This window comes from Natroniella sulfidigena (assembly GCF_023223645.1).
Classification (GTDB): domain Bacteria; phylum Bacillota; class Halanaerobiia; order Halobacteroidales; family Halobacteroidaceae; genus Natroniella; species Natroniella sulfidigena.
In genome coordinates, this window is record NZ_JALKBY010000025.1 from 1 (window position 1) to 22,491 (window position 22,491).

19 protein-coding genes and 1 riboswitch are annotated in these 22,491 nt (G+C 35.6%); of the genes, 18 read left to right on the top strand and 1 reads right to left on the bottom strand.

Annotation, left to right across the window (positions count from 1 at the left end; translation table 11 throughout):
* Positions 1 to 215: 215 nt before the first annotated feature.
* From MWH28_RS12420 to folE2, 8 genes are all read left to right on the top strand, one after another.
* Positions 216 to 1,526, top strand: coding sequence for a chloride channel protein (locus MWH28_RS12420; RefSeq protein WP_248619709.1), 1,311 nt, complete (start codon positions 216 to 218; stop codon positions 1,524 to 1,526).
* Positions 1,527 to 1,643: 117 nt separating this feature from the next.
* A riboswitch (cyclic di-AMP (ydaO/yuaA leader) is annotated at positions 1,644 to 1,791 on the top strand.
* 141 nt (positions 1,792 to 1,932) lie between these two features.
* Entirely contained in the window at positions 1,933 to 4,239 is a 2,307-nt protein-coding gene (locus tag MWH28_RS12425; RefSeq protein ID WP_248619710.1) for an amino acid permease, read from the top strand.
* Positions 4,240 to 4,733: 494 nt separating this feature from the next.
* A complete protein-coding gene (locus MWH28_RS12430; RefSeq protein WP_248619711.1) occupies positions 4,734 to 5,735 on the top strand; it encodes a 2-hydroxyacyl-CoA dehydratase family protein in 1,002 nt (333 codons plus the stop codon).
* Entirely contained in the window at positions 5,732 to 6,508 is a 777-nt protein-coding gene (locus MWH28_RS12435; protein ID WP_248619712.1) for an acyl-CoA dehydratase activase, read from the top strand. Before MWH28_RS12430 ends, MWH28_RS12435 begins: the two co-directional genes overlap by 4 nt.
* Positions 6,509 to 6,720: 212 nt before the next feature.
* On the top strand, positions 6,721 to 7,398 hold the full coding sequence (queC, locus tag MWH28_RS12440) for a 7-cyano-7-deazaguanine synthase QueC (RefSeq protein ID WP_248619713.1): 678 nt from the start codon (positions 6,721 to 6,723) through the stop codon (positions 7,396 to 7,398).
* A gap of 284 nt (positions 7,399 to 7,682) precedes the next feature.
* Positions 7,683 to 8,147 (top strand): 6-pyruvoyl trahydropterin synthase family protein, encoded by a 465-nt coding sequence (locus MWH28_RS12445; protein WP_248619714.1) that lies wholly within the window; start codon positions 7,683 to 7,685, stop codon positions 8,145 to 8,147.
* A gap of 1 nt (position 8,148) precedes the next feature.
* Positions 8,149 to 8,895: a 7-carboxy-7-deazaguanine synthase QueE gene (locus MWH28_RS12450; RefSeq protein ID WP_248619715.1), complete on the top strand. Its 747-nt coding sequence runs from the start codon at positions 8,149 to 8,151 to the stop codon at positions 8,893 to 8,895.
* Position 8,896: 1 nt separating this feature from the next.
* Complete coding sequence (gene folE2, locus MWH28_RS12455) at positions 8,897 to 9,709, top strand: GTP cyclohydrolase FolE2 (protein ID WP_248619716.1); 813 nt, start codon at positions 8,897 to 8,899, stop codon at positions 9,707 to 9,709.
* Positions 9,710 to 9,793: 84 nt separating this feature from the next.
* On the opposite strand, the gene MWH28_RS12460 is transcribed toward folE2, so the two are convergent.
* Positions 9,794 to 10,354, bottom strand: a complete 561-nt coding sequence (locus MWH28_RS12460; RefSeq protein ID WP_248619717.1) for a flavodoxin family protein — start codon at positions 10,352 to 10,354, stop codon at positions 9,794 to 9,796.
* A 343-nt stretch (positions 10,355 to 10,697) separates the two neighbouring features.
* Between MWH28_RS12460 and MWH28_RS12465 the strand changes: the two genes are divergently transcribed.
* The 10 genes from MWH28_RS12465 to MWH28_RS12510 all read left to right on the top strand — a co-directional run bounded on the left by MWH28_RS12465 (position 10,698) and on the right by MWH28_RS12510 (position 22,335).
* Positions 10,698 to 11,138, top strand: a complete 441-nt coding sequence (locus MWH28_RS12465; RefSeq protein ID WP_248619718.1) for an Hsp20/alpha crystallin family protein — start codon at positions 10,698 to 10,700, stop codon at positions 11,136 to 11,138.
* Positions 11,139 to 11,319: 181 nt separating this feature from the next.
* Positions 11,320 to 12,678 carry an MFS transporter gene (locus MWH28_RS12470; RefSeq protein ID WP_248619719.1) on the top strand — a complete coding sequence of 453 codons (1,359 nt, stop codon included), beginning with the start codon at positions 11,320 to 11,322 and terminating at the stop codon, positions 12,676 to 12,678.
* 82 nt (positions 12,679 to 12,760) lie between these two features.
* Complete coding sequence (locus MWH28_RS12475; RefSeq protein WP_248619720.1) at positions 12,761 to 14,158, top strand: [Fe-Fe] hydrogenase large subunit C-terminal domain-containing protein; 1,398 nt, start codon at positions 12,761 to 12,763, stop codon at positions 14,156 to 14,158.
* Positions 14,159 to 14,492: 334 nt separating this feature from the next.
* Entirely contained in the window at positions 14,493 to 16,142 is a 1,650-nt protein-coding gene (locus MWH28_RS12480; RefSeq protein WP_248619721.1) for a hydantoinase/oxoprolinase family protein, read from the top strand.
* 219 nt (positions 16,143 to 16,361) lie between these two features.
* Positions 16,362 to 17,696, top strand: a complete 1,335-nt coding sequence (locus tag MWH28_RS12485) for a histone deacetylase family protein (RefSeq protein WP_248619722.1) — start codon at positions 16,362 to 16,364, stop codon at positions 17,694 to 17,696.
* A gap of 24 nt (positions 17,697 to 17,720) precedes the next feature.
* Positions 17,721 to 19,097 carry a methyl-accepting chemotaxis protein gene (locus tag MWH28_RS12490; RefSeq protein ID WP_248619723.1) on the top strand — a complete coding sequence of 459 codons (1,377 nt, stop codon included), beginning with the start codon at positions 17,721 to 17,723 and terminating at the stop codon, positions 19,095 to 19,097.
* A 202-nt stretch (positions 19,098 to 19,299) separates the two neighbouring features.
* Entirely contained in the window at positions 19,300 to 20,406 is a 1,107-nt protein-coding gene (ddlA, locus tag MWH28_RS12495; RefSeq protein WP_248619724.1) for a D-alanine--D-alanine ligase, read from the top strand.
* 51 nt (positions 20,407 to 20,457) lie between these two features.
* The gene (locus MWH28_RS12500; protein WP_248619725.1) at positions 20,458 to 20,841 is read left to right on the top strand and encodes a YlbF/YmcA family competence regulator; all 384 of its coding nucleotides are present in this window, start codon (positions 20,458 to 20,460) and stop codon (positions 20,839 to 20,841) included.
* Positions 20,842 to 21,007: 166 nt separating this feature from the next.
* Positions 21,008 to 21,304 (top strand): LapA family protein, encoded by a 297-nt coding sequence (locus MWH28_RS12505; RefSeq protein WP_248619726.1) that lies wholly within the window; start codon positions 21,008 to 21,010, stop codon positions 21,302 to 21,304.
* 302 nt (positions 21,305 to 21,606) lie between these two features.
* Positions 21,607 to 22,335: a tetratricopeptide repeat protein gene (locus tag MWH28_RS12510; RefSeq protein ID WP_248619727.1), complete on the top strand. Its 729-nt coding sequence runs from the start codon at positions 21,607 to 21,609 to the stop codon at positions 22,333 to 22,335.
* Positions 22,336 to 22,491 lie beyond the last annotated feature (156 nt).

The following is a 22,491-nucleotide window of genomic DNA, read 5'->3' on the forward strand; positions in this document are numbered from 1 at the left end:
CTCCGGAACGAATAAGAGTTGCCTAATAATAGGTGCAAAAACTTAATTACTAAACTTCGTTCAAATCTTTCTAGTACCACATTGCTTTTTTAGGGTGTGCGAAGTAAGAGAAGCCTCCGTTGCTTGTCTCGGAGGTGGTTCACATATAAGTAGCTATATATTTAGAAGTAATTGGTGAAGTTTATCATTTGTTATAGTAAATAAGGAGGAAAAGAATGGTTGGGCTTAAAAATAAAAAATTATTAGAAGATATTTTTACATCAGTAAATTATATTATTAAATGGACATTACTTTCTGTGTTAGTTGGTATTGTAGTAGGATTTGCAGCAGTAATATTTACTGGTAGTCTTAATTGGGGAATAGAGTTATTAAGTGGGGTTTTTGAAACGAGATGGGTCTATATTATGCCTGTTATTGGTCTCTTTGCTAGTGGTTTTTTGACATCAACTTTTGCCCCTGAGGCTGCAGGACATGGTACAGATGCGATTATTGAATCTTACAATCAAAACTGGGGTAAAGTCGATATTGTAGTAGTTCCTGTCAAGTTAATTGCCAGTGTATTTACCATTGCTTTTGGAGGTTCAGCAGGGAGAGAAGGGCCAACAGTTCAGATGGGTGGAGGTCTTGGTTACTTTGTTGGTAAGACATTAAAGTTGAAGTTGACCGATATCCAAAAGATTGTAGTCTGTGGTATGGCAGCCTCTTTCGGTGCTATCTTTACGGCTCCTATTGCTGGAGGAATGTTTGGAGCAGAAGTGCTATATATGGATGATACAGAATACAATAGCCTTTTTATTGGTTTTATCTCTAGTATTACAGCCTATTATATTCATGCTGTAATATTAAATCAGGCTAGCCTTTTTACATTTCCAATTCCTAAAGAATATGTCTTTAATCCCCAACAGGACATCTTATTCTTTGTAGCGGTAGGGGTCTTTACAGGATTGATCAGTTTATTATTTATTAAATCTCTCTATGGTTATGAGCATTTGAATGAAAAGATAGAACTTCCTGATTATTATAAAACAGCCATAGGAGGAGCTTTAACTGGTCTTACGGCTGTGGTTATAACTCCACAAGTTTTAGGGACAGGTATTTCGTTGATCGAAGAGATAACGATTAATCCTACTTTTGGAGCTGGAGTACTATTCTTGTTGATGATCGGTAAAATTTTAGCGACAACATTTACTATTGGTTCTGGAGGAAGTGGTGGGGTTGTAGCACCTGCTTTAACGATTGGAGCATTAGGAGGAGCATTTTTGGCTAATATTTTAAATTATCCTCATCCTTTTGCCCTTATTTCTGCAGTTGCAGTTGGTGTGTTAGGTAGTGCAGCCCATATTCCAGTAACTACAACGTTGCTGGCTGCTGAATTATTCGGGATTGAATTGATCAAGCCAGCAACGATAGTCTGCTTTATTGGAGCTTGGATCGCTCGCAGTGACACCTTATATAGAGAAACTCATGTTAGTAAAACTGAAAAATCAAAGGCAGCTCATTCTTTTACAAGAGATGAGATAGAATGATTAGTGAAATTAAGAGGAAAGTATTAAATTATAAAGTGAGTTGTAAAATATTACAATCTAATCAACTTGATATTAAGTCAATGATTATATATACTATTGTTAATAAAATTAAATAATCTATTTTAATCGCTTAGTTCTATATTTATAATAGAAGCGGGGGACCCATTTTCTTGGGGGCGAATCGGAAATTCAATCTTGGATTTCGGTAAGGTTACCCTTAACCTGAGCCCGACAGCTAACCTCGTAGGCGTTCGAAAGGGGGTAGGTAAGAGTTGATTAGGGATATTTGTATAGATATCCTTTTAAAGACTATAGCTACCTGCTATAGTCTTTTTTAGTTGGCGGTTAATTTTAGCTTTAAATGGAAAGGAATTGATAAAAACATGATTTACATAGGAGGAATAGTATGTCTTCGGATAATGACTTTCAACAGTCAGGTGAATTAGCTAAAGATCTAGGTTTAACCGAAACTTTAACAATAGGAATTGGTGTTATGATTGGGGCTGGAATATTTATTTTACCCCGTTATGCCATTGGGCAAGCGGGTCCAGGAGCAATTTTTGCTTATATATTGGCTGGAATATCAGCTTTAATTACAGCATCTAGTACTTCTGAGTTGGCCAGTGGGATGCCTAAAAGTGGTGGATTATACTTTTACGTTTCACGGGCAATGGGTTCTTTTTTAGGAACTATTTCAGGCTTTTCATTGTGGTTAAGTTTGACCTTTGCAGTTGCTTTTTATCTGATGGGCTTTGGTGAATACTTAGCTTTGTTTTTACCTTTAAATGAAACTCTGTTGGCCCTGTTAGCTGGAGCGCTATTTGTTTGTATTAATTATATCGGGGCCAAAGAGACTGGGCGAACCCAAAATATAATTACTGGAGCGTTAATAATTATTTTAACAGGTTTTGTGGCTTGGGGATTCTTTCATGTTGATTCTGCCAATTGGTCTCCATTTTTGCCGTATGGTAGTCGGGAGATATTACCTACGACTGCTTTAATTTTTGTTTCTTTTATTGGGTTTGGTGAGATTGCAGCAGTTGGTGAAGAGGTAAAAGATCCAGGTTATACTATGCCTCGTGCTTTAATGGGTTCAGTATTGATTCCAACTTTATTTTATGTATTGGTTTTATTAGTTACTTCAGGGATCATTCCATATTCTGAAATAATAGATATAGATGCTCCATTGATTGAAGCTGCTCAATTCTTTGGTGGTGCATTTGCTGCAGCAGCGATTACATTTGCAGCTTTATTGGCGACAGCCTCTTCGGCTAATGCAAGTGTTTTGGCTTCTACTAGAATCAGTTTTGCGATGGGAAGAGATCGGACATTACCAGAATGGATTAACGAGATTCATGAGAAATTTTTGACACCTTATCGAGCCATACTAGTAGCTGGGGTATTGATTCCGATCTTAATTTTGACAACTGATGTTGAATTTTTATCTAAGTCAGCAGGAGTTTTAACCTTGATTAATTATGGTTTAATCAATATAGCTGTTTTGATTATGAGGGCCAATCCTCCTGAAGGATATCAACCAGAATATAGAGCACCAGGTGCACCTATTTTACCTCTAATTGGTGCTGTTTCATCAATCGGAATCATCTTTTTCTCTGGTTTGGCTACTGTATTAAGTGCAGTTGGTTTGGTAGTATTAGGTTTCATCTGGTATCTTGTTTGGGGTAAAAAGAGAGCACAGATAGAAGCAGCAATAACTGGTTTAAGCTGGAAAGAAATATTGACTGGTAAGCCAGCAATAAAAGAAAAGAAAGGAACTACAGTTGGGAGAGAAGGATCTGCTGAAGAAATTTATCATGTCTTAACTCCAGTTGCTAATCCAGATAGTGCAACAGCATTACTTGGAGTTTCTGCAGCAATGATTAAAGATAGACCGTTAAAAGCAGAGAATACAATCCTAAATATTATTGAGTTACCAGGACAGACACCTCTTAATCTAATGGAGCAGAAAGAAGAATTTTTATCTGAGAGACAAAAAGTCCAGCAGGAGATGTTGGAGCTTGCAGTTGATTTTGGGAAAGAGGAAGGGATTATTATTAATCCGCGGATTTTATACTCTCGAGATAGATTTAGTACAATCAATAATATAGCTACTCAAGAAGAGATTGATTTCTTATTGCTAGGTTGGAATAATTCGTTTAGTGTTAGTAATATCTATAATAGCTTGGTTAAAAAGCTTGTCAGACAAGCACCTTGCCCTGTAGGAGTGTTGAAGGATAATGGGTTAGAAAAAGTGCAAGATATTTTAGTACCTTATCGGGGTAGTGAACATGCTTATTGGGGTGTTGAGATTGCTCAGCGTTTAGCAGCTAATCGAGCAGGGGAAGTAACTGTATTGAGGGTTATCAAACCTGGCGCTGATGCTCAAGCTGAAGAAGAGAGAGCATTAGCTGAAATTGAAGAAATTATAACTGGCGAGGTTGAGATAAATATCAAGGTAGTCTATGCTGGAGAGGTAGTTGATGGAATCTTAAGTGAATCTGTTAATAATGATTATGATCTGATTATTATGGGTGCTTCTAAAGAGTGGCGTTTTAAGAATTTACTCTTTGGATCTGTCCCAGATATCATAGCTGACAAAGCTGATACCTCTGTTTTAATGGTTCGTTGTTATGACCAGGAGGTTGAAGTGATTAAAGAAGAGATTGAACGAGAAGAAGATACATCTGAAAGTGAAGAACCGGCTAAATTTTAAATTGATAAGAAAAGAGGCTTGGATTAATCCAGGTCTCTTTATAATTTTTGTTAGATAATTTTGTCGGTTAATGTTGCACTATTGCTGGGTTATATGCTATAATAAAGCAGTGAAAATTGAATCAGACAGTTCGAAATCCTCCTGTCTATAAACAAAACTACGGGCCAACAGATTTAGTGGCTAGTAATTAGTGACTGGTGACTAGTAATTTGTGATTAGAAAAAACTTTAGTTAGTGCAAGATACTAATTACTAACCACTAATAACAAGTTACTATGTATAGGGGCAGTGGTGCCTCTATTTTTTTATGGAAAAGTTAGTGACTAATTAGTGATTAGTGAGAGTGATGAATTGTAAACTAAAAATTACAGATAATAGTTTTATAAGTGAGTAATATTATAGTTGTTTAAACTTGAGGATTTTGAACTTTAACTATTCACTATTAGTTATTCATTATTAAATATTAAGTATTAAATGTTTTTGTGGGGGGTTAAGATGAGTAAAATAGGAATTACAACTACAGTACCGAGTGAAATTTTATTTGCAGCAGGTTATCAAGTAATTGATCTCAATAATATCTTTGTGACTGCTGATGATTATTCAGATTACATAGATTTAGCTGAAAGGGATGGCTTCCCTAAAAGCTGTTGCGCTTGGACGAAAGGGATTTATGGTGTTTGTGTAGCTCATGATATTAAAGAAGTGGTCGGAGTAATTTCTGGTGATTGTTCTAATACAGAAGCTTTAGCTGGAGTGCTAGAGAAGAGAGGGGTCAAGATCCATCCTTTCTCTTATCCTCATGGGCGAAAATTGGCTGATGTTAAAGCGGAGATTGAGCGTTTTAGAGAATGTTTTGGAGTCAGTCAGGAAAGTGTTGAAGAGTATAGAGAGAAATTTAATCAAATTCGGGCCTTGGCTGAAGAGATAGATCGGTTGACTTATCAAGATTATAAAGCAAGCGGTTTTGAAAATCATCTTTATCAGGTCAGTTGTAGTGACTTTAATGGAGATCCGGATCTCTTTAAGGAGCAGTTAGCAGAGAAGATTACAGAGATTGAAGCAAGGGAAGCAAAGGAGCCTAAGCTTAGACTGGGGTTGATTGGGGTACCACCGATGACAGTTGATCTCTACCAGTATGTAACAGAATTTGGAGCTCGAATTATCTATAATGAAGTCCAACGGGAATTTGCTTTTCCTCGCTGGCAAGAGGCTGATAATATTTATCAACTCTATCATGACTATACTTATCCGTATGATCTAGAGTTTAGGTTACAAGAGCTTAACAAGCAGATTCAAGAAAGAAAACTAGATGGAATTATCCATTATACTCAGGCATTTTGCCATCGCAATATTGAACAGATAGTGATCAAAGATGAATTGGAATTACCAATTTTAAATATCAAAGGTGATAAGCTCAATCAGCTTGACTCTAGAACTAAGTTAAGATTAGAGGCCTTTCTTGATATGTTAGGTGATTTAAAGGAGGGACAAGCTTGAAGTTACTAGGAATTGATTTAGGGAGTAGAGAGGTAAAGGTTGTAGTAATGGAGAATCAAGAGGTTAGCCAGCAGTTTAAGGTAAGTACGATGTCTTTTTATCGTGACTACTGTAATTTTACTGGCAAGATAGTAGTTGATCTCAAGAAATTGGGAGTAGAAGATGCTGATATTAAAATCTCTACCGGGTATGGTAAGAATAATACTGATTTAGAGGAGTTTGAAACGATCAATGAGTTGAAAGCACATGTCTATGGCGTCTTTTATCAAACCGAGCTAAAGAATTTTGTTTTACTGGATGTAGGTGGACAAGATGTCAAGGTGGTCAGGGTAGAAAAGGGCTTGATTACTGACTTAGAGCTTAATGAAAAGTGTGCTGCTTCTTGTGGTAGGTACTTAGAGAATATGGCCGAAGTATTAGAGGTTCCACTGACGGAGCTAGCCGAATACAGCCAGGATCCCGTAGAGCTTAATTCTACCTGTGCTGTCTTTTCCGAATCTGAATTAATAGGTCAGATTGCCGAAGGGGCCAAGCTAGAACGGCTATGTGCAGGGGTCAACTATTCAATGTATAAAAGGTTAGATCCGCTATTGACCAAGTTTAAAGGAAAGAGGTTGGTTATATCCGGTGGAGTGGCTCAAAATAAAGCGATTAGAGATTATTTGAAACAGGATTATGAAGAGGTAATTTCTCTAGCTGAACCACAGTTTAATGGAGCTATTGGATGTTGCTACTACGGACAGCTGACGGGGGAAGCAGAGAATAGAGAATAGAGAATAGAGAATAGAGAATAGAGAATAGAGAATAGAGAATAGCTACTGGTAATAAATCTCAATTATAACTCAGTGAGTTATCAGCGGTTCACCGAGATCTCTTAAAGGTTTTGAACTCAACTATTCACTATTAGTTATTCATTATTAACTGCTTTTCCAACTATTCACTATTAATTATTAGTTATTAATTGATCTTTGAAGGGGTGGTATTTATGAAAAAAGCAGTAGTTTTATTTTCAGGAGGTTTGGATTCAACGACAGCACTCTACTTAGCAAAATCTAAAGGGTATGAGGTATATGCCTTATCGTTTGCGTATGGCCAACGCCATGATAAAGAGCTCGAATCTGCCCAGCGTGTAGCTGAGGAAGTAGGGGTAGCAGAGCATGTAGTTGTACAGACTGACTTCGGTAGCTTTGGAGGTTCGGCATTGACTGACGAAGAGATAGATGTTCCAACTGCTGAGGAGGACTCAGATGAGATTCCGGTGACTTATGTACCGGCTCGGAATATGATCTTTTTATCCTATGCTGCTTCTTATGCTGAAGTGGTAGGTGCCCAAGATATATTTATTGGGGTCAGTGAGGTTGATTATTCAGGTTATGTGGATTGTCGTCAAGAGTTTATTACAGCGATGGAGAATGCAATCAATCAAGGTACTGTCTGTGCAGTGGAAGAAGGGAAAAAGATTCAGATCCAGGCTCCATTTATTGATCTGACTAAGGCTGAAGAGATAGAGTTAGGAATGGAGTTAGGTGTTGATTATGGTCTGACTTGGTCTTGTTATGAAGGTGAAGATTTGGCTTGTGGAGAGTGTGATAGCTGTATGTTGCGGTTGAAGGCTTTTGAGGAAGCTGGGTATCAGGATCCGGTTGCTTATAGAAATAAATAGTTTAAGGCTAAGTTTAAGTAATATTACAATATTGTGTAACTTCAATTGATAATTGATAGTTTAAAATTGATAGTTAAAATTCAAAATCTAACCCTTTTAAAGCCTTTATAACTAGGGGTAATGTGCTTTTTATGTTTTATGGTTTTAACTATCCACTATCAATTATCAACTATAAACTATTGATATAAAGTGAAGCTTAATATCAATTAAGTTTCAAGATTTTTGATCTTAACTGTACACTATACACCGTCAACTGTACACTGATTTTATAAGGAGGGAAGAGAATGGGTAAATTAAGCATAACTAAAGAATTTACGTGGGATATGGCCCATATGTTAGCAAGTTACCAAGGTTTATGTAAGAATCTACATGGACATACTTATAAATTACAGGTTGAAGTAACCAGAAATTCTGAACAATTAATCACTGATTCTGAAGCAAATTCAGGGATGGTCTTGGATTTTAAGGATCTAAAAAAGGTGGTTAAAGAAGAGATAGTTGGCCCGTTTGATCATGCTTTTGTTTATTGGACAGGCTCATCTGATGTTGTGGAGCATCAGATAGCTGAATTGTTAAAAGAAGAAGGGAGAAAGGTGGTTGAGGTCGATTTTAGACCGACTGCTGAAGAGATGGCTGCTTACTTTTTAGAAGTTTTAAATGCTAAGTTTGAAGAGGAAGGGGTTAGGGTATCTAAAGTCAAAGTTTGGGAGACGCCGACCAGCTTTGCAGAGATCAGAGAGGATGAATAAGATGAAGATAGATCAATTTAGAGAGACTAAAATACCAGTAGTTGAAATTTTTAATAGTATTTCAGGAGAAGGAATTTCTGCAGGAGAGATAGTTACATTTGTTAGAGTAGCTGGCTGTAATTTAAGATGTAGTTATTGTGATACTCAATATAGTTATGAACAGAATGGAGAAGAGGTTAGTTGGATGTTACCAGAGGAGATAGTTGAGCAAGTGGCTGAATTTGGTTCTCAACAGGTTATCTGTACTGGTGGTGAACCATTAGAAAGTGACTATCCTAAAAGGTATCTACCACTTTATTTAGCTGTTAAAGGGTTTGCAGTTAGAATTGAGACTAATGGAAGTTGTCAGCTTTATGATAATCAGGAGTTTAGAAATTTTTTGACTGATAGCCTGTTGGCCCAGGTAGATTATACAGTCGATGTTAAGTGTCCAAGTTCTGGAATGGCTGAGCATGATCAGTTAGGGGGAAATATAGAAAAATTAGATTCTAGAGATGAATTGAAGTTTGTAGTTGGTAGTCAAGAGGATATTGAGTATGCTGAAGAGATGATTAATAATTATAGAGGAGTATTAGCAGCAAATGGTATAGTTATTAATTTTTCTCCAGTATCAGGAGAGCTTGATCCAGCTTACTTGGTCGATTTCTTAACTGCTAAAGAAGAATATTTTAATAATAATGGCTTGAAGGTAAGGTTAAGCCTTCAGATTCACAAAATTATTTGGTCAGAGGAGACACGAGGTGTTTAAGATGAAAAATGAAGAAGTTAATCAACTAAAAGATATTCAAAATCAAGAAGGAGACTATGGATTTGCTATTAATAAGGTAGGAGTAGATGATCTAACTTATCCAGTTAAGATCAAAGCTCAAAGTGGTGAAGTAATTTCAACGGTTGGGAAGTTTGCTTTAGCTGTTGATTTAGAAAGAAATTTAAAGGGGATTAATATGAGTCGCTTACCAATTTTATTAGCTGAGTTAAGAGCGGAGAATTGGATTATTGAGCGATTGAAACCTGATCTAAAAGAGGTACTGAAAGCTATGCAGCAGAGAATGGAAGCTAAAAATGCTTATTTAGATTTAGAGTTTGACTATTTTATTGATAAAGAGGCTCCAGTCTCTGATTTTGCAGGATTAGTACCTTATAAATGTGGATTGGAGACTTCCTTACAAGAAGATGATTATGATCTTGTGTTACAGGTTGAGATTCCAGTTACTACATTATGTCCTTGCTCAAAGGAGATCAGTGCTTACTCAGCTCACAATCAACGTGGTTATGTTCAAGTTGCTGTTAGGTATAAAGATTCTATCTGGATTGAAGAGTTGATTGAGTTAGTAGAGGAAGTAGCCAGTTGTGAGGTCTATTCGATCTTAAAACGGGAAGATGAGAAGTATATTACAGAAAAAGCTTATCGTAACCCACGTTTTGTTGAGGATATAGTTCGTCTAGTAGCAGAAAAATTGGATCAAAAAGAAGAGGTTACTTGGTTTCGAGTCAGCAGTAAGCACCAAGAGTCGATCCATCCTCATGATGCCTATGCTGTCTTGGAAAAGTGGAAGAAATAGATTAAGTTTAAAGCTGAGGTTAAGGTTGAGTCAATCACTAAATAGATAGAATCTTATAGAGAATAATAGATAATTTGAAAAGGATTACAAGAAGTTTTGGCCTAATTGATAAGCTTCTTTTAAGATATCAGGTTTATCTTTAATTGCTCCTGGCTTATCGACTGGATTATGGAGTAGTTCAGTATCATAGGAGATATCCATCATCTTATATAGATACTTAATTGGCTTTGTTAAACAATCGAATACTCTTGAAAAAGTAGTACCAGCACAACCAATAACTCCTCCTTTTCTTGTCGGGAGGGGTTTTTTATTTAGGGCAAACTTATGGGCCCAATAAACCTGTGAGCGATCAACAAATGCTTTGCCTAAAGCATTTAAGCCCATCCCAAAGACGGGAGCTGCTGTAATTATACCATCAACTTCTTCCATCTTCTTAAAGAGTTCAACTAGATCGTCGTTGAAGATACATTTTCCTGTCTCTGAACAGCGATCACACCCGACACATAAGGAAAAGTCCATCTTTCGCAGTAGGATTAATTCTGTCTCTGCTCCCGCAGCGTTGGCCCCGCGTAATGCTTCTTTTAATAGAGTGGTGCTATTGCTTTTGGGGCGAGGGGAGCAGGCAATACCGATTATTTTTTTCATTTAGTTCAGTCCTTTCTAATTTGAAATTAGTAGTTATTATTATTAATTAGTGATTGATTGTCGCTTTCCTGCAAAGTGAAGTGATATTACAATTATGTGTCAGTTGTGTGTGTGAGTGTGGGTGAGGTCAAGGGCTAAGGTTTTGCTTTTACTCACACACATTACTCACACTGACACTTAATGTCAATTACCCGTGAATTAATGAGAAAAAAATTGTTAACTATAATTCATTAACTATAATATCCAATAATTGAGAATAATTTTCTCTGACTATCTTTGACTATTAACGTTTAATTTTTTATAATTATAATTGCCAAAAATCATCAATAAGGAGGGGTGCATAATGTTTGGTTTAGTGCCATTCCGTAAGAATCATGAGCGAGGAGAAGTTGCTGATTTAGATGACTTCTTTGAGACTGTCAGGTCAAACTTCTTTGATGATTTTAAGGGCTTAGCCAACACTGGTTTCAGAACTGATGTTAAGGAGACGGAAGATGAATACGTGATTCAGTCTGAGTTGCCGGGATTGAATAAGGAGGATATAGACTTAGAATTAACTGATGATCTGTTGACAATCTCCGTTGATAATCAAGAGGAGATTAAGGATGAAGGTGAAGATTATATCAGACGGGAAAGAAGAACTGGAAAATATCAACGTAGTTTCAGAATAGAAAATGTGAAGGAAGATGAGATTAGAGCAGAGTATGAGAATGGAATTTTAGAAGTTAGATTACCTAAAGAAGAAAGTGGCAAGAAGAGAAGAAGAGTAATTGATATCAATTAAATATAAGTTTAAAGACCAGAAGAGATATCTCTTCTGGTCTTTATTTTATCATTAAGGAAATATGCTTTTTAGAGGTTGCTGAGTTGCCAGAGGCAACTTTTTTAGTTGGGTAGGAATTTTCTAAATAGTTCTTGAAATATAGTATATAGACTTAAATTTAATTCTTTAAAGGAGTTGAAAAATGGATTTTATAGCAAAAGAAAAGCGAAATTTACCTAAAATAATTCAAATTATTTATGGGATAGGGGTCAGTTATGCGATAGTTGATCAGATCTTTGCTCAGTGGGTGTTGTATTATTATTTACCTCCTGCTGCTTCTGATTTGGAAGCATTATTGCCACCAATCTTAATTGCTTTAGCATTAGTTATTTCTAGATTTGTGGATATGATTATTGATCCTTTGGTAGGTTATTGGTCTGATCGATTTGAATCTAAATGGGGCAGGAGAATTCCTTTTATTACAGTTGGAGCAGTGCCATTGATTTTATTAACAGTTGCTTTCTTTTATCCGATTAAATCTGATGGCGGAATACCTACCTTTATTTATTTGACTTTAGTAGGTTCTTTTTTCTTTATATTTTATACTATCGTGGGTGCACCTTATAATTCTTTAATTCCTGAGATTTCACAAAGTAGGAAAGATAGACTGAATTTATCTACTTGGCAATCTGTTTTTCGTTTGTTCTATACTGCTATAGCTATGATTGCACCAGGAATTTTAATTGAACAATTAGGCAGAGGAAATGATGAACAAGGAATTAGATTAATGGTCATTTTATTAGGGAGTTTAGCACTGATTGGGATGTTGATTATGGTTTTTTCTCTTGATGAACGGAAGTATTCTGGTGGAAAGGTATCTGATGTAGATTTGAAGTCATCTCTGAAGTTAGTTTTTTCTAATCGTTCTTTTATCTTTTATCTATTAGGGTTTATGTTCTTCTTTTTAGGTTTTAATATTTTACGGGCTTCGATTAATTATTATGTAGAAGAGATTATGGGCTATGGTAAAGGAATGATTACAGTAGTTTCAGCTCTTTTATTTGGTGCTGCTGCTATATCATTTTATCCTATTAATCGATTAGCTCGAAGGATTGGATATAAAAAACCGATGTTAGTCTCTTTAGTTGCTTTAATTTTATTGTCAGGGGCTTTATTTTTGTTAGGTAGAGGACTTCCTGTTGAATTTGGTTTTTTAATTTTTACTTTGATAGGTATTCCAGTAGCAGGAGCGGCATTTATCTTTCCTCCAGCGATGTTGAGTGAGATCAGTGCAGTGATGGCTGAAGAAGAGGAAGTTCAGATTGAAGGACTATTATTTGGGATTCAAGGCTTCTTTTTAAAACTTGCTTTTTTATTATCAATTGCAATTTTACCTTTGGTCTTGGTAGCTGGAACTGATGTTTCTATCTTGAAAAGTTTGATTACTACCCCACAAGGGGTTCAGCAGTGGGGGATTTCCCTGACTTCTTTATGGGCAGCTGCTTTCTTTTTGATTTCAACAGTTTTTTATTATTTTTACCAGGAGCAAGAAGCGGAATAGTTGAGAGCTAAGATTTTGTTAATAAATTTATTATAAAATGGTTAAATTAGACTTAAGGTTAATTTAGGAAAGGTGAGAAGTAATGAAAAAGGAATTCAACAATTTTCAACAGCAGCGGATGAAGATCTTTCAGGAGCTAGTAAAGCGAATTTGGGATGATGGCTTGAGTGGTGAGGAGTTAACAGAATTATTAACCTGGCTACAGGAGAAATATAATTATTCTGATCAAGATTTATCCTTTATTAAAAATCAGATTAGGATTAATATGGGGCTGGCACCTAATCAAGAAGAAGGGTTTAGCACTGAGTTAGATGAGTTAGAAAAACTGACTAAAGTTGAGAAACCGGTTGTCAATAAGGTAGATGGGATCTGTCAGTATTGTGAACAAGATGATGCTCAATGTTATCATCAAGCTTGTAAGTATGAAACTTTACAGTATCGGCGTAATCAAGGGCCAACGATAGTTAATAACAAGTGTTTGGATTGTGGAAAATGTGTTACTAGCTGTCCTTTTGGGGCTTTGGCTGATAAGATTGAATTTATTCCCTTAGTTGATCTCTTAAAGGAGCAAGATACGAAGGTCTATGCAGCGGTTGCTCCTTCGATAGTCGGTCAATTTGGTGCTGATGCATCTTTGGGACAGTTAAGGACAGCCTTTAAATTATTAGGCTTTGAAGACTTAGTTGAAGTAGCATTATTTGCTGATGTTTTGACAATTAAAGAAGCGATTGAATTTGATCAATTGGTCTTAAAACAGGATGACTTCTTTTTGACCAGTTGTTGCTGTCCAGTCTGGATTAGATTGGTCAAAAATAAGTACCCTGAGTTGTTTGAGCATATGTCTCCTTCTGTTTCTCCGATGGTTGCTTCTGGTAGAGTCTTAAAGGAGTTATATCCAGGGGCCAAGGTTGTGTTTGTTGGCCCGTGTATCGCTAAAAAATCTGAGGCTAAGGATGAAGATTTAGCAGGAGCAATTGATTTTGTATTAACTTTTAGAGAGTTAGCTGAGATATTTGAAGCAGTGGAGATTGATCCTGAGCAACTACCAGCCGATGAAAAGGATCAAGCTTCTTTTGCAGGTCGTGTCTATGCTCGAACAGGAGGGGTTAGTTTTTCTGTTAAGACGGTGGTTAATCGGATAGCTCCTAAAAGATTGATTAAATTTAAGTCAGAAAAGGTAGAGGGAGTTAAGGAATGTCAGCAGATCTTAGATAAACTGACTACAGATAAGAACTTTGAAGCTAATTTCATTGAAGGAATGGGCTGTGTCGGTGGCTGTGTAGGAGGGCCAAGAACCAATCTTGAAGTTGAAGAAGCCACCAAGTTGGTCAATAAGTTTGGAGAGGATTCATTGATCATGACCCCATTTGATAACTTAAATGTGATGAAGATTCTTAAGCAGTTAGGACTTCAGGAGGTTGAAGAGGTAGTTGAAGATAAGGAGGTCTTAGCTTTATTAGAGCGGGAAGAGATTACTTAATAGTTAAGCCACTGTCGGAAAAGATAGTGGCTTTTTTGATTCTTAATTACAATATTGTGGCACTTTTAGTGCCACAAAGCTGTGAGTCATGGGTCGTGTGCTATGAGCTAAATCAAAATCTTAAACAAATATCTGAAAACCTTATATTTTAAGGGTTTTATGAGGTTTAGTAAGGTTTGGTTTTAAAGATTTTGAACTGGCTCACGACTCATAGCTGATAGCTGACGGCTGTGTCACGAAGTGACACTTTATATCAATTATGTTTAATTCCAATATATTTAAAGGAAAAATATCTAAAAAATAGAAGTAGATTAAAAAGGATGGAGGGATTAGAATGCTATTAGGAATTGATATAGGAGGAACTCATACTGATGGTGTTTTATTAGAGGGAAGTGAAGTGGTAAAAGCAAATAAATTGCCTACCGATAAGAATAATCTAGCTGAGACGATTTTGACTAGTTGTCAGCGATTAATTGCTGATTTAGATAATGAGCAAGTGGAGAGGGTTGTCTTAAGTACGACATTAGTTACAAATTTAATAATGCAAGAGGAGTTTGAAGAGGTAGGATTAGTATTGATTCCTGGGACGGGATTGAACCCTGCCTGGTATAGTTATAGTCCTGTTAGTAAGATAATTGGTGGAGCGGTTGATCATCGAGGAAGGGAGATCGAGCAGATTGATCAGCAAGAGTTGAAGGAAAAAGTAGCTGATTTGGTTGCCGAAGGTATTGATAAGATTAGTATCTGTGGTAAGTTTGCTACTCGCAATCCACAACAGGAATTAGAAGTCAAGGAGATAATTAAAGAAGAGTTTCCTGAGATAGAGAACATAGTCCTAAGTCATGAAGTGGTGGGGCAGTTGAATTATCCGCGGCGAGTGGCTACTACTTATCTTAACTCTATTGTTCAGAAGCGATACATTAATTTTGTTGATGCGATCAAGGAAGGATTGGACAAGTTAGATCTGACTGTACCGGTCTATATTCTGAAGGCTGATGGAGGTACGATGCCATTAAAGGATGCTTACCAATTACCGATTGAAAGTATCAATTCTGGGCCAGCAGCAAGTATTATGGGGATGTTGGCTACAGGAGAAATAGATGAGGTGACAGTCGGTGTTGACATTGGAGGAACGACGACTGATATTTCTTTGTTTGTTGACGGAGAGCCGTTATTTGAACCGGAAGGGATGGAGTTAGCTGGTTATCAGACCTTAGTTAAAGGTTTATACAATCAATCGCTTGCTTGTGGTGGAGATAGCTTGGTCAAGGTTGAAGGTGGGGAGTTGAATGTTGGCCCGGAGCGAAAGGGAGTAGCTGCTTGTTATGGAGGTTCTGCTCCTACTGTGACCGATGCTTTGGCTAGCTTAGGTTTAATTGAAGATGGAGAGCAGAAGAGAGCAGAGGATGCTTTAAAACCGTTGGCTAATAGTTTAGATTTAGAGGTGGTAGAGTTAGCAGAGCAAGTTATTCAGTATTATGTAACTGAGGTTAAGAATAAGTTAGAAGAAATATTGGCTGAATTAAATAATAGACCTGTGTATACGATTAATCAATTGTTGACAGAAACTAAGATTGAACCACAACAATTAGTAGGGATTGGTGGGCCAGCCCAGGCTTTAATTCCTAAGTTAGCAGAGGCATTAGATTTGGAGTTTGTATTACCAGAGCAGAGTGGAGTAGTCAATGCTATTGGTGCAGGATTGGCTAAGGTGACTAAAGACTGTACTCTATATGCTGATACTGAACAAGGTTATTGTAATATCTCTGAATTGGGAATTAAAAAGAAGGTAACTCAAGATTTCAACCTAGAAGATGCTAAGCAGGAGGTTAAGAAGAATTTACAAGAAGAGCTTGCTGAACAAGACCCAGAGATTGAGATTACGACAGCTGAATCTTTTAATTTAGTGCGAGGCTTTAGGACGACAGGAAGGATTATTGAGGTGGCAGCACAGAGGAAACCAGGGATAGTTAAAAGCAGTTAATAGTTGATACGGTTTTTGTGCTTTTCATAACCAGTCTTATTTTTTAGACTGGGTAGGATAATTGATAATTGACAGTTAAGATCAAGATATTAACATCAAGTTCTCTAAAAATTTTATGATTTCCAATTCTAAAAGTAAGGTTTATAAAATGTTGATTTTTACTAGTAACTAGTCACTAGTTACTAACTACTAATTACTAGTTATCGAGGGGGAGAAATGATGAAAGTTAAAGCTAAGAATAAATTGGGATTGATCTTCTTTCCAGCGTTTGATTGGGCAATTTCACCGAGCCATCCTGAGCGGGAGGAGCGGTTATTATATACTAAAGATCAGGTCTTAGAGGAAGGTTTGCTTGATATTGAAGGGATTAAGGAGTATAATCCAATTGTAGCCCAACTAAAAGATGTAAATCGAACCCATATCTGTATTCCTGATGCTGAAGAGATAGTCAGTAAACCACACTTGATCTCAGCAGGAGGAGCTATTAAAGCAGGAGAGTTAGTAATGGAAGGTGAGGTTGACTCTGCATTTGCGATTATTCGTCCACCAGGCCACCATGCTTTTCAGATAGTTCATGGGGCACGTGGTTTCTGTACGATTAATAATGAAGCAATTATGGTTGACTATTTACGCCAAAAGTATGGTTCTGAGTTAAAGATTGCTTTTGTCGATACTGATGCTCACCATGCTGATGGAACCCAGAATATATATTATAATGATCCGAATGTTTTACATATCTCGATTCATCAAGATGGACGAACTTTATTTCCTGGAACAGGATCTGTAGATGAGTTAGGAGGTCCTGGTGCCTTTGCTAAGACGATCAATCTACCTTTGCCTCCTAATACTACCGATCAAGGGTTGCATTATGCTTTAGATAATTTAATTTTGCCTATTTTGGATGATTTTGAGCCTGATCTAGTAATCAATGCAGCAGGTCAAGATAATCATTATAGTGATCCTTTGACTCAGATGCGAATTACAGCGCAAGGTTATGCTGAGCTTAATGAGAAGTTGAATCCTGATCTTGCGATTTTACAAGGGGGATATTCGATTGAGTCAGCTTTACCTTATGTCAATGTAGGGATTATTTTAGCAATGGCAGGTTTGGATTATAGCTATATTAAGGAGCCAGATTATGATCCTCAAATTACTGAGCAATCTACTCAGATTAGTGAAGATATTAAGGAGAATGTTGATTACTTATTGGAAATCTGGCAGAAGCGGGATCAGATTGATCTACAAGAGCGATTTGCTGGGGAAGAGTATTATACTACTCAGCGGAGTGTCTTTTATGATACAGCTCAAATTAGAGAAGAGCAGCAATTAAAGATTAGGTTATGTACAGACTGTTCAGGGGTAATGATGATTGAATCTCAAGCACTTCCTAGTTCTGTTGGCCCGGCTAAGGTGATTATACTTCCTTATCAATGTTGTGATGAGTGTCGAGAGATAGGTTATCAAGAATATGAAGCTGCGAAAAATGATTCTCAATTTGTTAGTGCTTATCTACAAGATAAAGATAATGATCAATTAATTTCTAGTAGCAAATAAGAAAAAATAGAGAGGGTGAGTTATATGAGTGAGGAAATTTTAGTTGAGCATGAGACTAAAGTAAATAAGATTATGGGGCTTGTATCTACAATGGTTTATCTGTTATTCTTTCCTTTGTTTTGGTTTGTATCAGGTGTTGGCTTTGCGCGTAGTTCTTTTATGTTAGGGTTTGCTATACTTTCTTTTTTACTAGGCTTATTAAGAAAGACTGAGTATGATTATCTAAGTAAACATCTATTTGCAGTATTATTTTCGCTATCAATTGTTAGTTTGTTCGTTTTTTTAGGAGAACGAAATATAGCTGTAATAATTACTCCTTTCTTCTTTTTGGTAGCTATTACGATGTATTTTAGAGAGAAGACTATTTATATTTATACCATATCAACTATTGTGGCTAATGTGATAGCCTTTTATAGTTTTAGAGATATTTATTTGATTAATCATGACTTAACGAGCTTCTTTTTTGTAACTGCATTATTTCTTGTTTCAGCAGTGGTAGCAGCTTTATTATGTAGGATAACAAGCCAGTCAATGGCGCTGGCCCAGCAGAATGAAAGAGAAACTGAGCGTGTCTCTGAAGAACTTCAACAAAAGATGGGTAATATTTCAAGATTAGTTGATGAATTATCAGCTTATAGTGAACAATTATCTGCTGTTGCTGAAGAAGGAAATGCTAATATAGAGACGTCTAATCAACTAGTAGAAGATATGTCAACAAGTATTGAAGAAATTTCAGCTGGTACTGAAGAGGTGGCTAGCTTTTCTCAACAGGCTAATCTAAAGAGCAAGCAAGGTAGTCAAAATATAGAGCAAACGGTAAATAATATTGTTGAGATTAATCAAATAGTTGGCGAGACAGTTAAAGTAATTAATAATTTAGTTAATGATTCTAAAGAGATAGAACAGATTGTAGATTTAATTACTGAAATAGCAGACCAGACCAGTTTATTAGCCTTGAATGCCTCTATTGAAGCGGCAAGAGCAAGTTCAATGCAAGATGGAGAAAATAAAGGACAAGGATTTACAGTAGTAGCAGAAGAGATTAGACAGTTAGCCAGTCAAACTTCTAAAGCAACAGATAAAATTACTAAACTAATTGATAATTTACAAGTTAGCTCAGAAAAAGGATTAAAATATATTGAGGAAGTAGAAACTAAGGCTAAAGACGGCAAGGATGTTGCCGAAAAGACTGGAGAAGTATTTAGGGTAATTAAGCAAGCTATAGAAGATACGTCAGTTCAAGTTGAGCAGACTGCTGAGGCGACCCAGCAATTAGATCAGGATAGCAATCAAGTTTTAGAAGCTTCACAAAATATTATTTATGTTTCGCAAGAAGTTACTAACTCATCACAACGATTAGCAGAGATGTCTCAAGAGTTACAGGAGTTAATTGAGCAATAAACTTAGTATAAGTTTAAGTAGATCTAAGTCCTTATCTTTTTAATGGCTGGCTTAACCTTAAATTTAAGCTGTTTTGTAATTATTAAGTTAAGAATCAAATAAGCAGGAATTAACTTGACTATCTTCAAATAAAAATTATTAAGAGAATTTAAATTTTAACTATTTGGAATAAATTATGCTCAAATAAATTGGAGGGATTAAATTGACAAAGACTAGAGTAGGAGTTCTTTTTGGAGGGAAGTCAGCTGAGCATGAAGTATCTCTTCAATCAGCTAAGAATGTGATTGAAGCTATGGATCAAGAAAAATATGAGATTGTCTTAATTGGAATGGATAAGCAAGGACGGTGGTATTTGAAGGAAGATTCAGACTTTCTATTAAATGCTACTGATCCTACACAGATCAAATTGAGTAAGTCAGATGATGAAGTTGCTTTAATTTTGGGAGATGGAGCAGAGCAATTAATTAATATTAATGATTTTAAAATTTTAGAAGAACTTGATGTAGTATTTCCTATTTTGCATGGTCCTTATGGAGAAGATGGTACAGTACAAGGATTATTTAAATTAGTAGATCTTCCTTTTGTCGGAGCAGATGTTTTGGGGTCGGCTGTAGGAATGGACAAAGATGTGATGAAGAGGTTGTTGCGGGATGCAGGAATTCCAATTGCAGATTTTTTAACGTATCACCATATCGAGCAAGAAAAGATTGATTTTGCAGAAATAAAAGATAGGTTAGATATGCCAGTCTTTATTAAGCCTGCTAATCTTGGTTCTTCAGTAGGAATTAGCAAGGCTGCTAACCAAGCTGAATTTGAAAAAGCAATAGAGCTAGCATTTCAATTTGATAATAAAATTATTATTGAAGAAGCGATTGAAGGAAGAGAAATTGAGTGTTCTGTTCTTGGTAATCAAAAGCCGATTGCTTCAGTACCAGGAGAGATACTTCCTCAAGAAGGGTTTTATTCTTATGAAGCTAAGTATATAGATGAAAGTGGAGCAGCTTTAGAGATGCCGGCAAAACTTGCTGATGAGATGGTAAAGAAGGTACAAGAATGTGCAGTTGAGTCATTTAAAGTACTTTGTTGTCAAGGAATGGCCAGAGTTGATGTTTTTGTTCAAGAAGATCAAAAAATAATTGTTAATGAGATCAATACGATTCCTGGTTTTACTAAAATCAGTATGTACCCTAAGTTGTGGGAGCTAAGTGGAATTTCTTATTCAGAATTGATTGATAAACTGATTGAGTTAGCTATTGAGCGTTATAATAACGAAAAAAAATTAAAAACATCTTTTGAATTTGAAAACTAAAATATAAAAATTGCTTTATGAGAATAAGCAGTTAAGAGGGGGAGTTAATAATTGGCAACTAATGAAGTTGTGAAAGTAAAAAATCAAGCTCGAAAATTAGGAAAGACTATTATAGCATCTGAACAGTATGCTAAATTAAAGCAGGCAGAAGCAGAAATGAAATCAGATGAAATTACACAAAAAATCTTAGAGAAGTTTCAAGCCAAACAAAGAATGGCTAAAGTAGCTAAAATGAATGGTGAACAAGTATCTAATAAATTAAAGAAAGAAATTAATAATCTTAAGATTAAAATGCATCAAAATGAAAAAGTTAAAGAATACTTACAATCTAAAGAGCAATTTAGTAACTTAATGCAAACAATAAATAATATTATTACCGATATGATTCAAGATGATGATAGTTATGATCCTGATTGTGGTTCAGAATGTCATTAAAGAAAAAAAGATCTAACCTAGTACTTATAAGTACTAGGTTAGATCTTTTTTTTTAGAGAATAATTTTATAAAGTAATTAATTCTTCAATTCTTTATTAATAACTGATATAATGTAATGTTAGAGGGTTAAGTAAGAAATTAAAATAAATTTTTAAGGAGGGGCAGGATGCGATTAAAATTGATTTTAGGTCTTTTATCTGCTATTGTTGTAGCTGTTTTTGCTATTCAGAATTCAGGAGTCGTTTCTTTAATCTTTTTTACTTGGAGTTTTGAGACTTCTTTAGTAATAGTAGTCTTTGGAGGGCTAGCTTTTGGTGCATTATTGATGTGGATCTTTAGTTCTATACGAGAATTTAAGCTAAAGAAAGAATTAAAGAAGGTGGAAGAGGAAAAGAGGAAGTTAGTGGATAAAAATGAAAAATTAAAGAAGAAGATTGAAACACCTGATTCGAAGAGAGATTAATTAAATTTTTAGCATGATTTAAAGAGGATGATAGAACAAAAAGTAGAAGATGTATTATTAATGAGCATTCTCAGCTAAAAGGAAATATTGTAAGCTTGGAAATCTAATTGTCTTATAGCTTTTGATTATTGATTCTTTAAGTTTCTTGATTTTGATATTTTGAATTTAATTGTGAATTGTGCATCTTAAATTGTCAATTAAAACTGAGGTATAGAAAGTTTTAGATATTTTTAAAGTATTACAATAGTAAGATTAAATTTAGCTGAGAGCACTATTAATAAAAGAAGAGGTGGTATTCAGTTATGAAATTAGAAAAACTAGCAGTTCCAATAGTTATATTAATGGTTCTTATGTCAGGTATGGCTTTAGCAAGTGAAAGCTATCAACAAGGAATAGAGTATTTTAATCAAGGTGATTACCGAGCGGCTATTCCTAAGTTGATTAGAACAGTTTCAGATAATCCAGAACAATCTTATTCTCGTTATTTATTAGGATTAAGTTATTATTATACTGGGGACTATCGTTCTGCTAAGACTCAACTAGAGAAGACTCTTGAACTTGATCCTAAAGGGTATAGAATTATGGTTAATTTATCTAGAGCTCATTTGAAATTAGGAGAAGAATTGAAGGCAATTGAACTTTTAAAAGAAGCAGTTCAGATTAATGATAGTTTTGATCAGTCTTATAATGTACTGGGCAGAGCATATATGACCCAAGGAGATCTAGAAAAAGCAATTGCTAATTATGAAGAGGCAATTAAATTAAATGATAGAAATTACCATACTCTTAATAACTTAGGATATGCCTATCTTCAGCGAGGAGAATATAAAAGGGCAGTTTCAGTTTTAGAACAGGCAGTTGAACTGGAACCGGACTTATCTTATATCTATAATAATTTAGGTATTACTTATGAAAATTTAGGAAAATTAAATCAAGCTAAAGTGGCTTATCAAAAGGCTTTAGAAATTGATGCTTATTATCAAGGAGCTCAAGTTAATTTAAAGAGAGTTGAGCAGCGGTTGAACAATTAAATAGCATCAACTATTTACTTGATTTAAAAGTGGCAAACTTGGCCACTTTTTCAAATTCTTTTGTAATTAAATAAATTACTCACTAGCGTTGCATCGTTTTTTATAAAAAGTTCTTGAAAAAATAAAACTCCTTTGATTAAATGGATACGTACTCCC

What these genes read in the sequence shown, in the direction of transcription:
- MWH28_RS12465 (WP_248619718.1), top strand. Translation starts at nt 10,698, where the DNA reads ATGTTTGGTTTAGTGCCATTCCGTAAGAATCATGAGCGAGGAGAAGTT.
- MWH28_RS12470 (WP_248619719.1), top strand. Translation starts at nt 11,320, where the DNA reads ATGGATTTTATAGCAAAAGAAAAGCGAAATTTACCTAAAATAATTCAA.
- folE2 (WP_248619716.1), top strand. Translation starts at nt 8,897, where the DNA reads ATGAAAAATGAAGAAGTTAATCAACTAAAAGATATTCAAAATCAAGAA.
- MWH28_RS12480 (WP_248619721.1), top strand. Translation starts at nt 14,493, where the DNA reads ATGCTATTAGGAATTGATATAGGAGGAACTCATACTGATGGTGTTTTA.
- MWH28_RS12450 (WP_248619715.1), top strand. Translation starts at nt 8,149, where the DNA reads ATGAAGATAGATCAATTTAGAGAGACTAAAATACCAGTAGTTGAAATT.
- MWH28_RS12420 (WP_248619709.1), top strand. Translation starts at nt 216, where the DNA reads ATGGTTGGGCTTAAAAATAAAAAATTATTAGAAGATATTTTTACATCA.
- MWH28_RS12445 (WP_248619714.1), top strand. Translation starts at nt 7,683, where the DNA reads ATGGGTAAATTAAGCATAACTAAAGAATTTACGTGGGATATGGCCCAT.
- MWH28_RS12490 (WP_248619723.1), top strand. Translation starts at nt 17,721, where the DNA reads ATGAGTGAGGAAATTTTAGTTGAGCATGAGACTAAAGTAAATAAGATT.
- MWH28_RS12505 (WP_248619726.1), top strand. Translation starts at nt 21,008, where the DNA reads ATGCGATTAAAATTGATTTTAGGTCTTTTATCTGCTATTGTTGTAGCT.
- MWH28_RS12475 (WP_248619720.1), top strand. Translation starts at nt 12,761, where the DNA reads ATGAAAAAGGAATTCAACAATTTTCAACAGCAGCGGATGAAGATCTTT.
- MWH28_RS12485 (WP_248619722.1), top strand. Translation starts at nt 16,362, where the DNA reads ATGAAAGTTAAAGCTAAGAATAAATTGGGATTGATCTTCTTTCCAGCG.
- MWH28_RS12460 (WP_248619717.1), bottom strand. Translation starts at nt 10,354, where the DNA reads ATGAAAAAAATAATCGGTATTGCCTGCTCCCCTCGCCCCAAAAGCAAT.
- MWH28_RS12430 (WP_248619711.1), top strand. Translation starts at nt 4,734, where the DNA reads ATGAGTAAAATAGGAATTACAACTACAGTACCGAGTGAAATTTTATTT.
- MWH28_RS12510 (WP_248619727.1), top strand. Translation starts at nt 21,607, where the DNA reads ATGAAATTAGAAAAACTAGCAGTTCCAATAGTTATATTAATGGTTCTT.
- queC (WP_248619713.1), top strand. Translation starts at nt 6,721, where the DNA reads ATGAAAAAAGCAGTAGTTTTATTTTCAGGAGGTTTGGATTCAACGACA.
- MWH28_RS12425 (WP_248619710.1), top strand. Translation starts at nt 1,933, where the DNA reads ATGTCTTCGGATAATGACTTTCAACAGTCAGGTGAATTAGCTAAAGAT.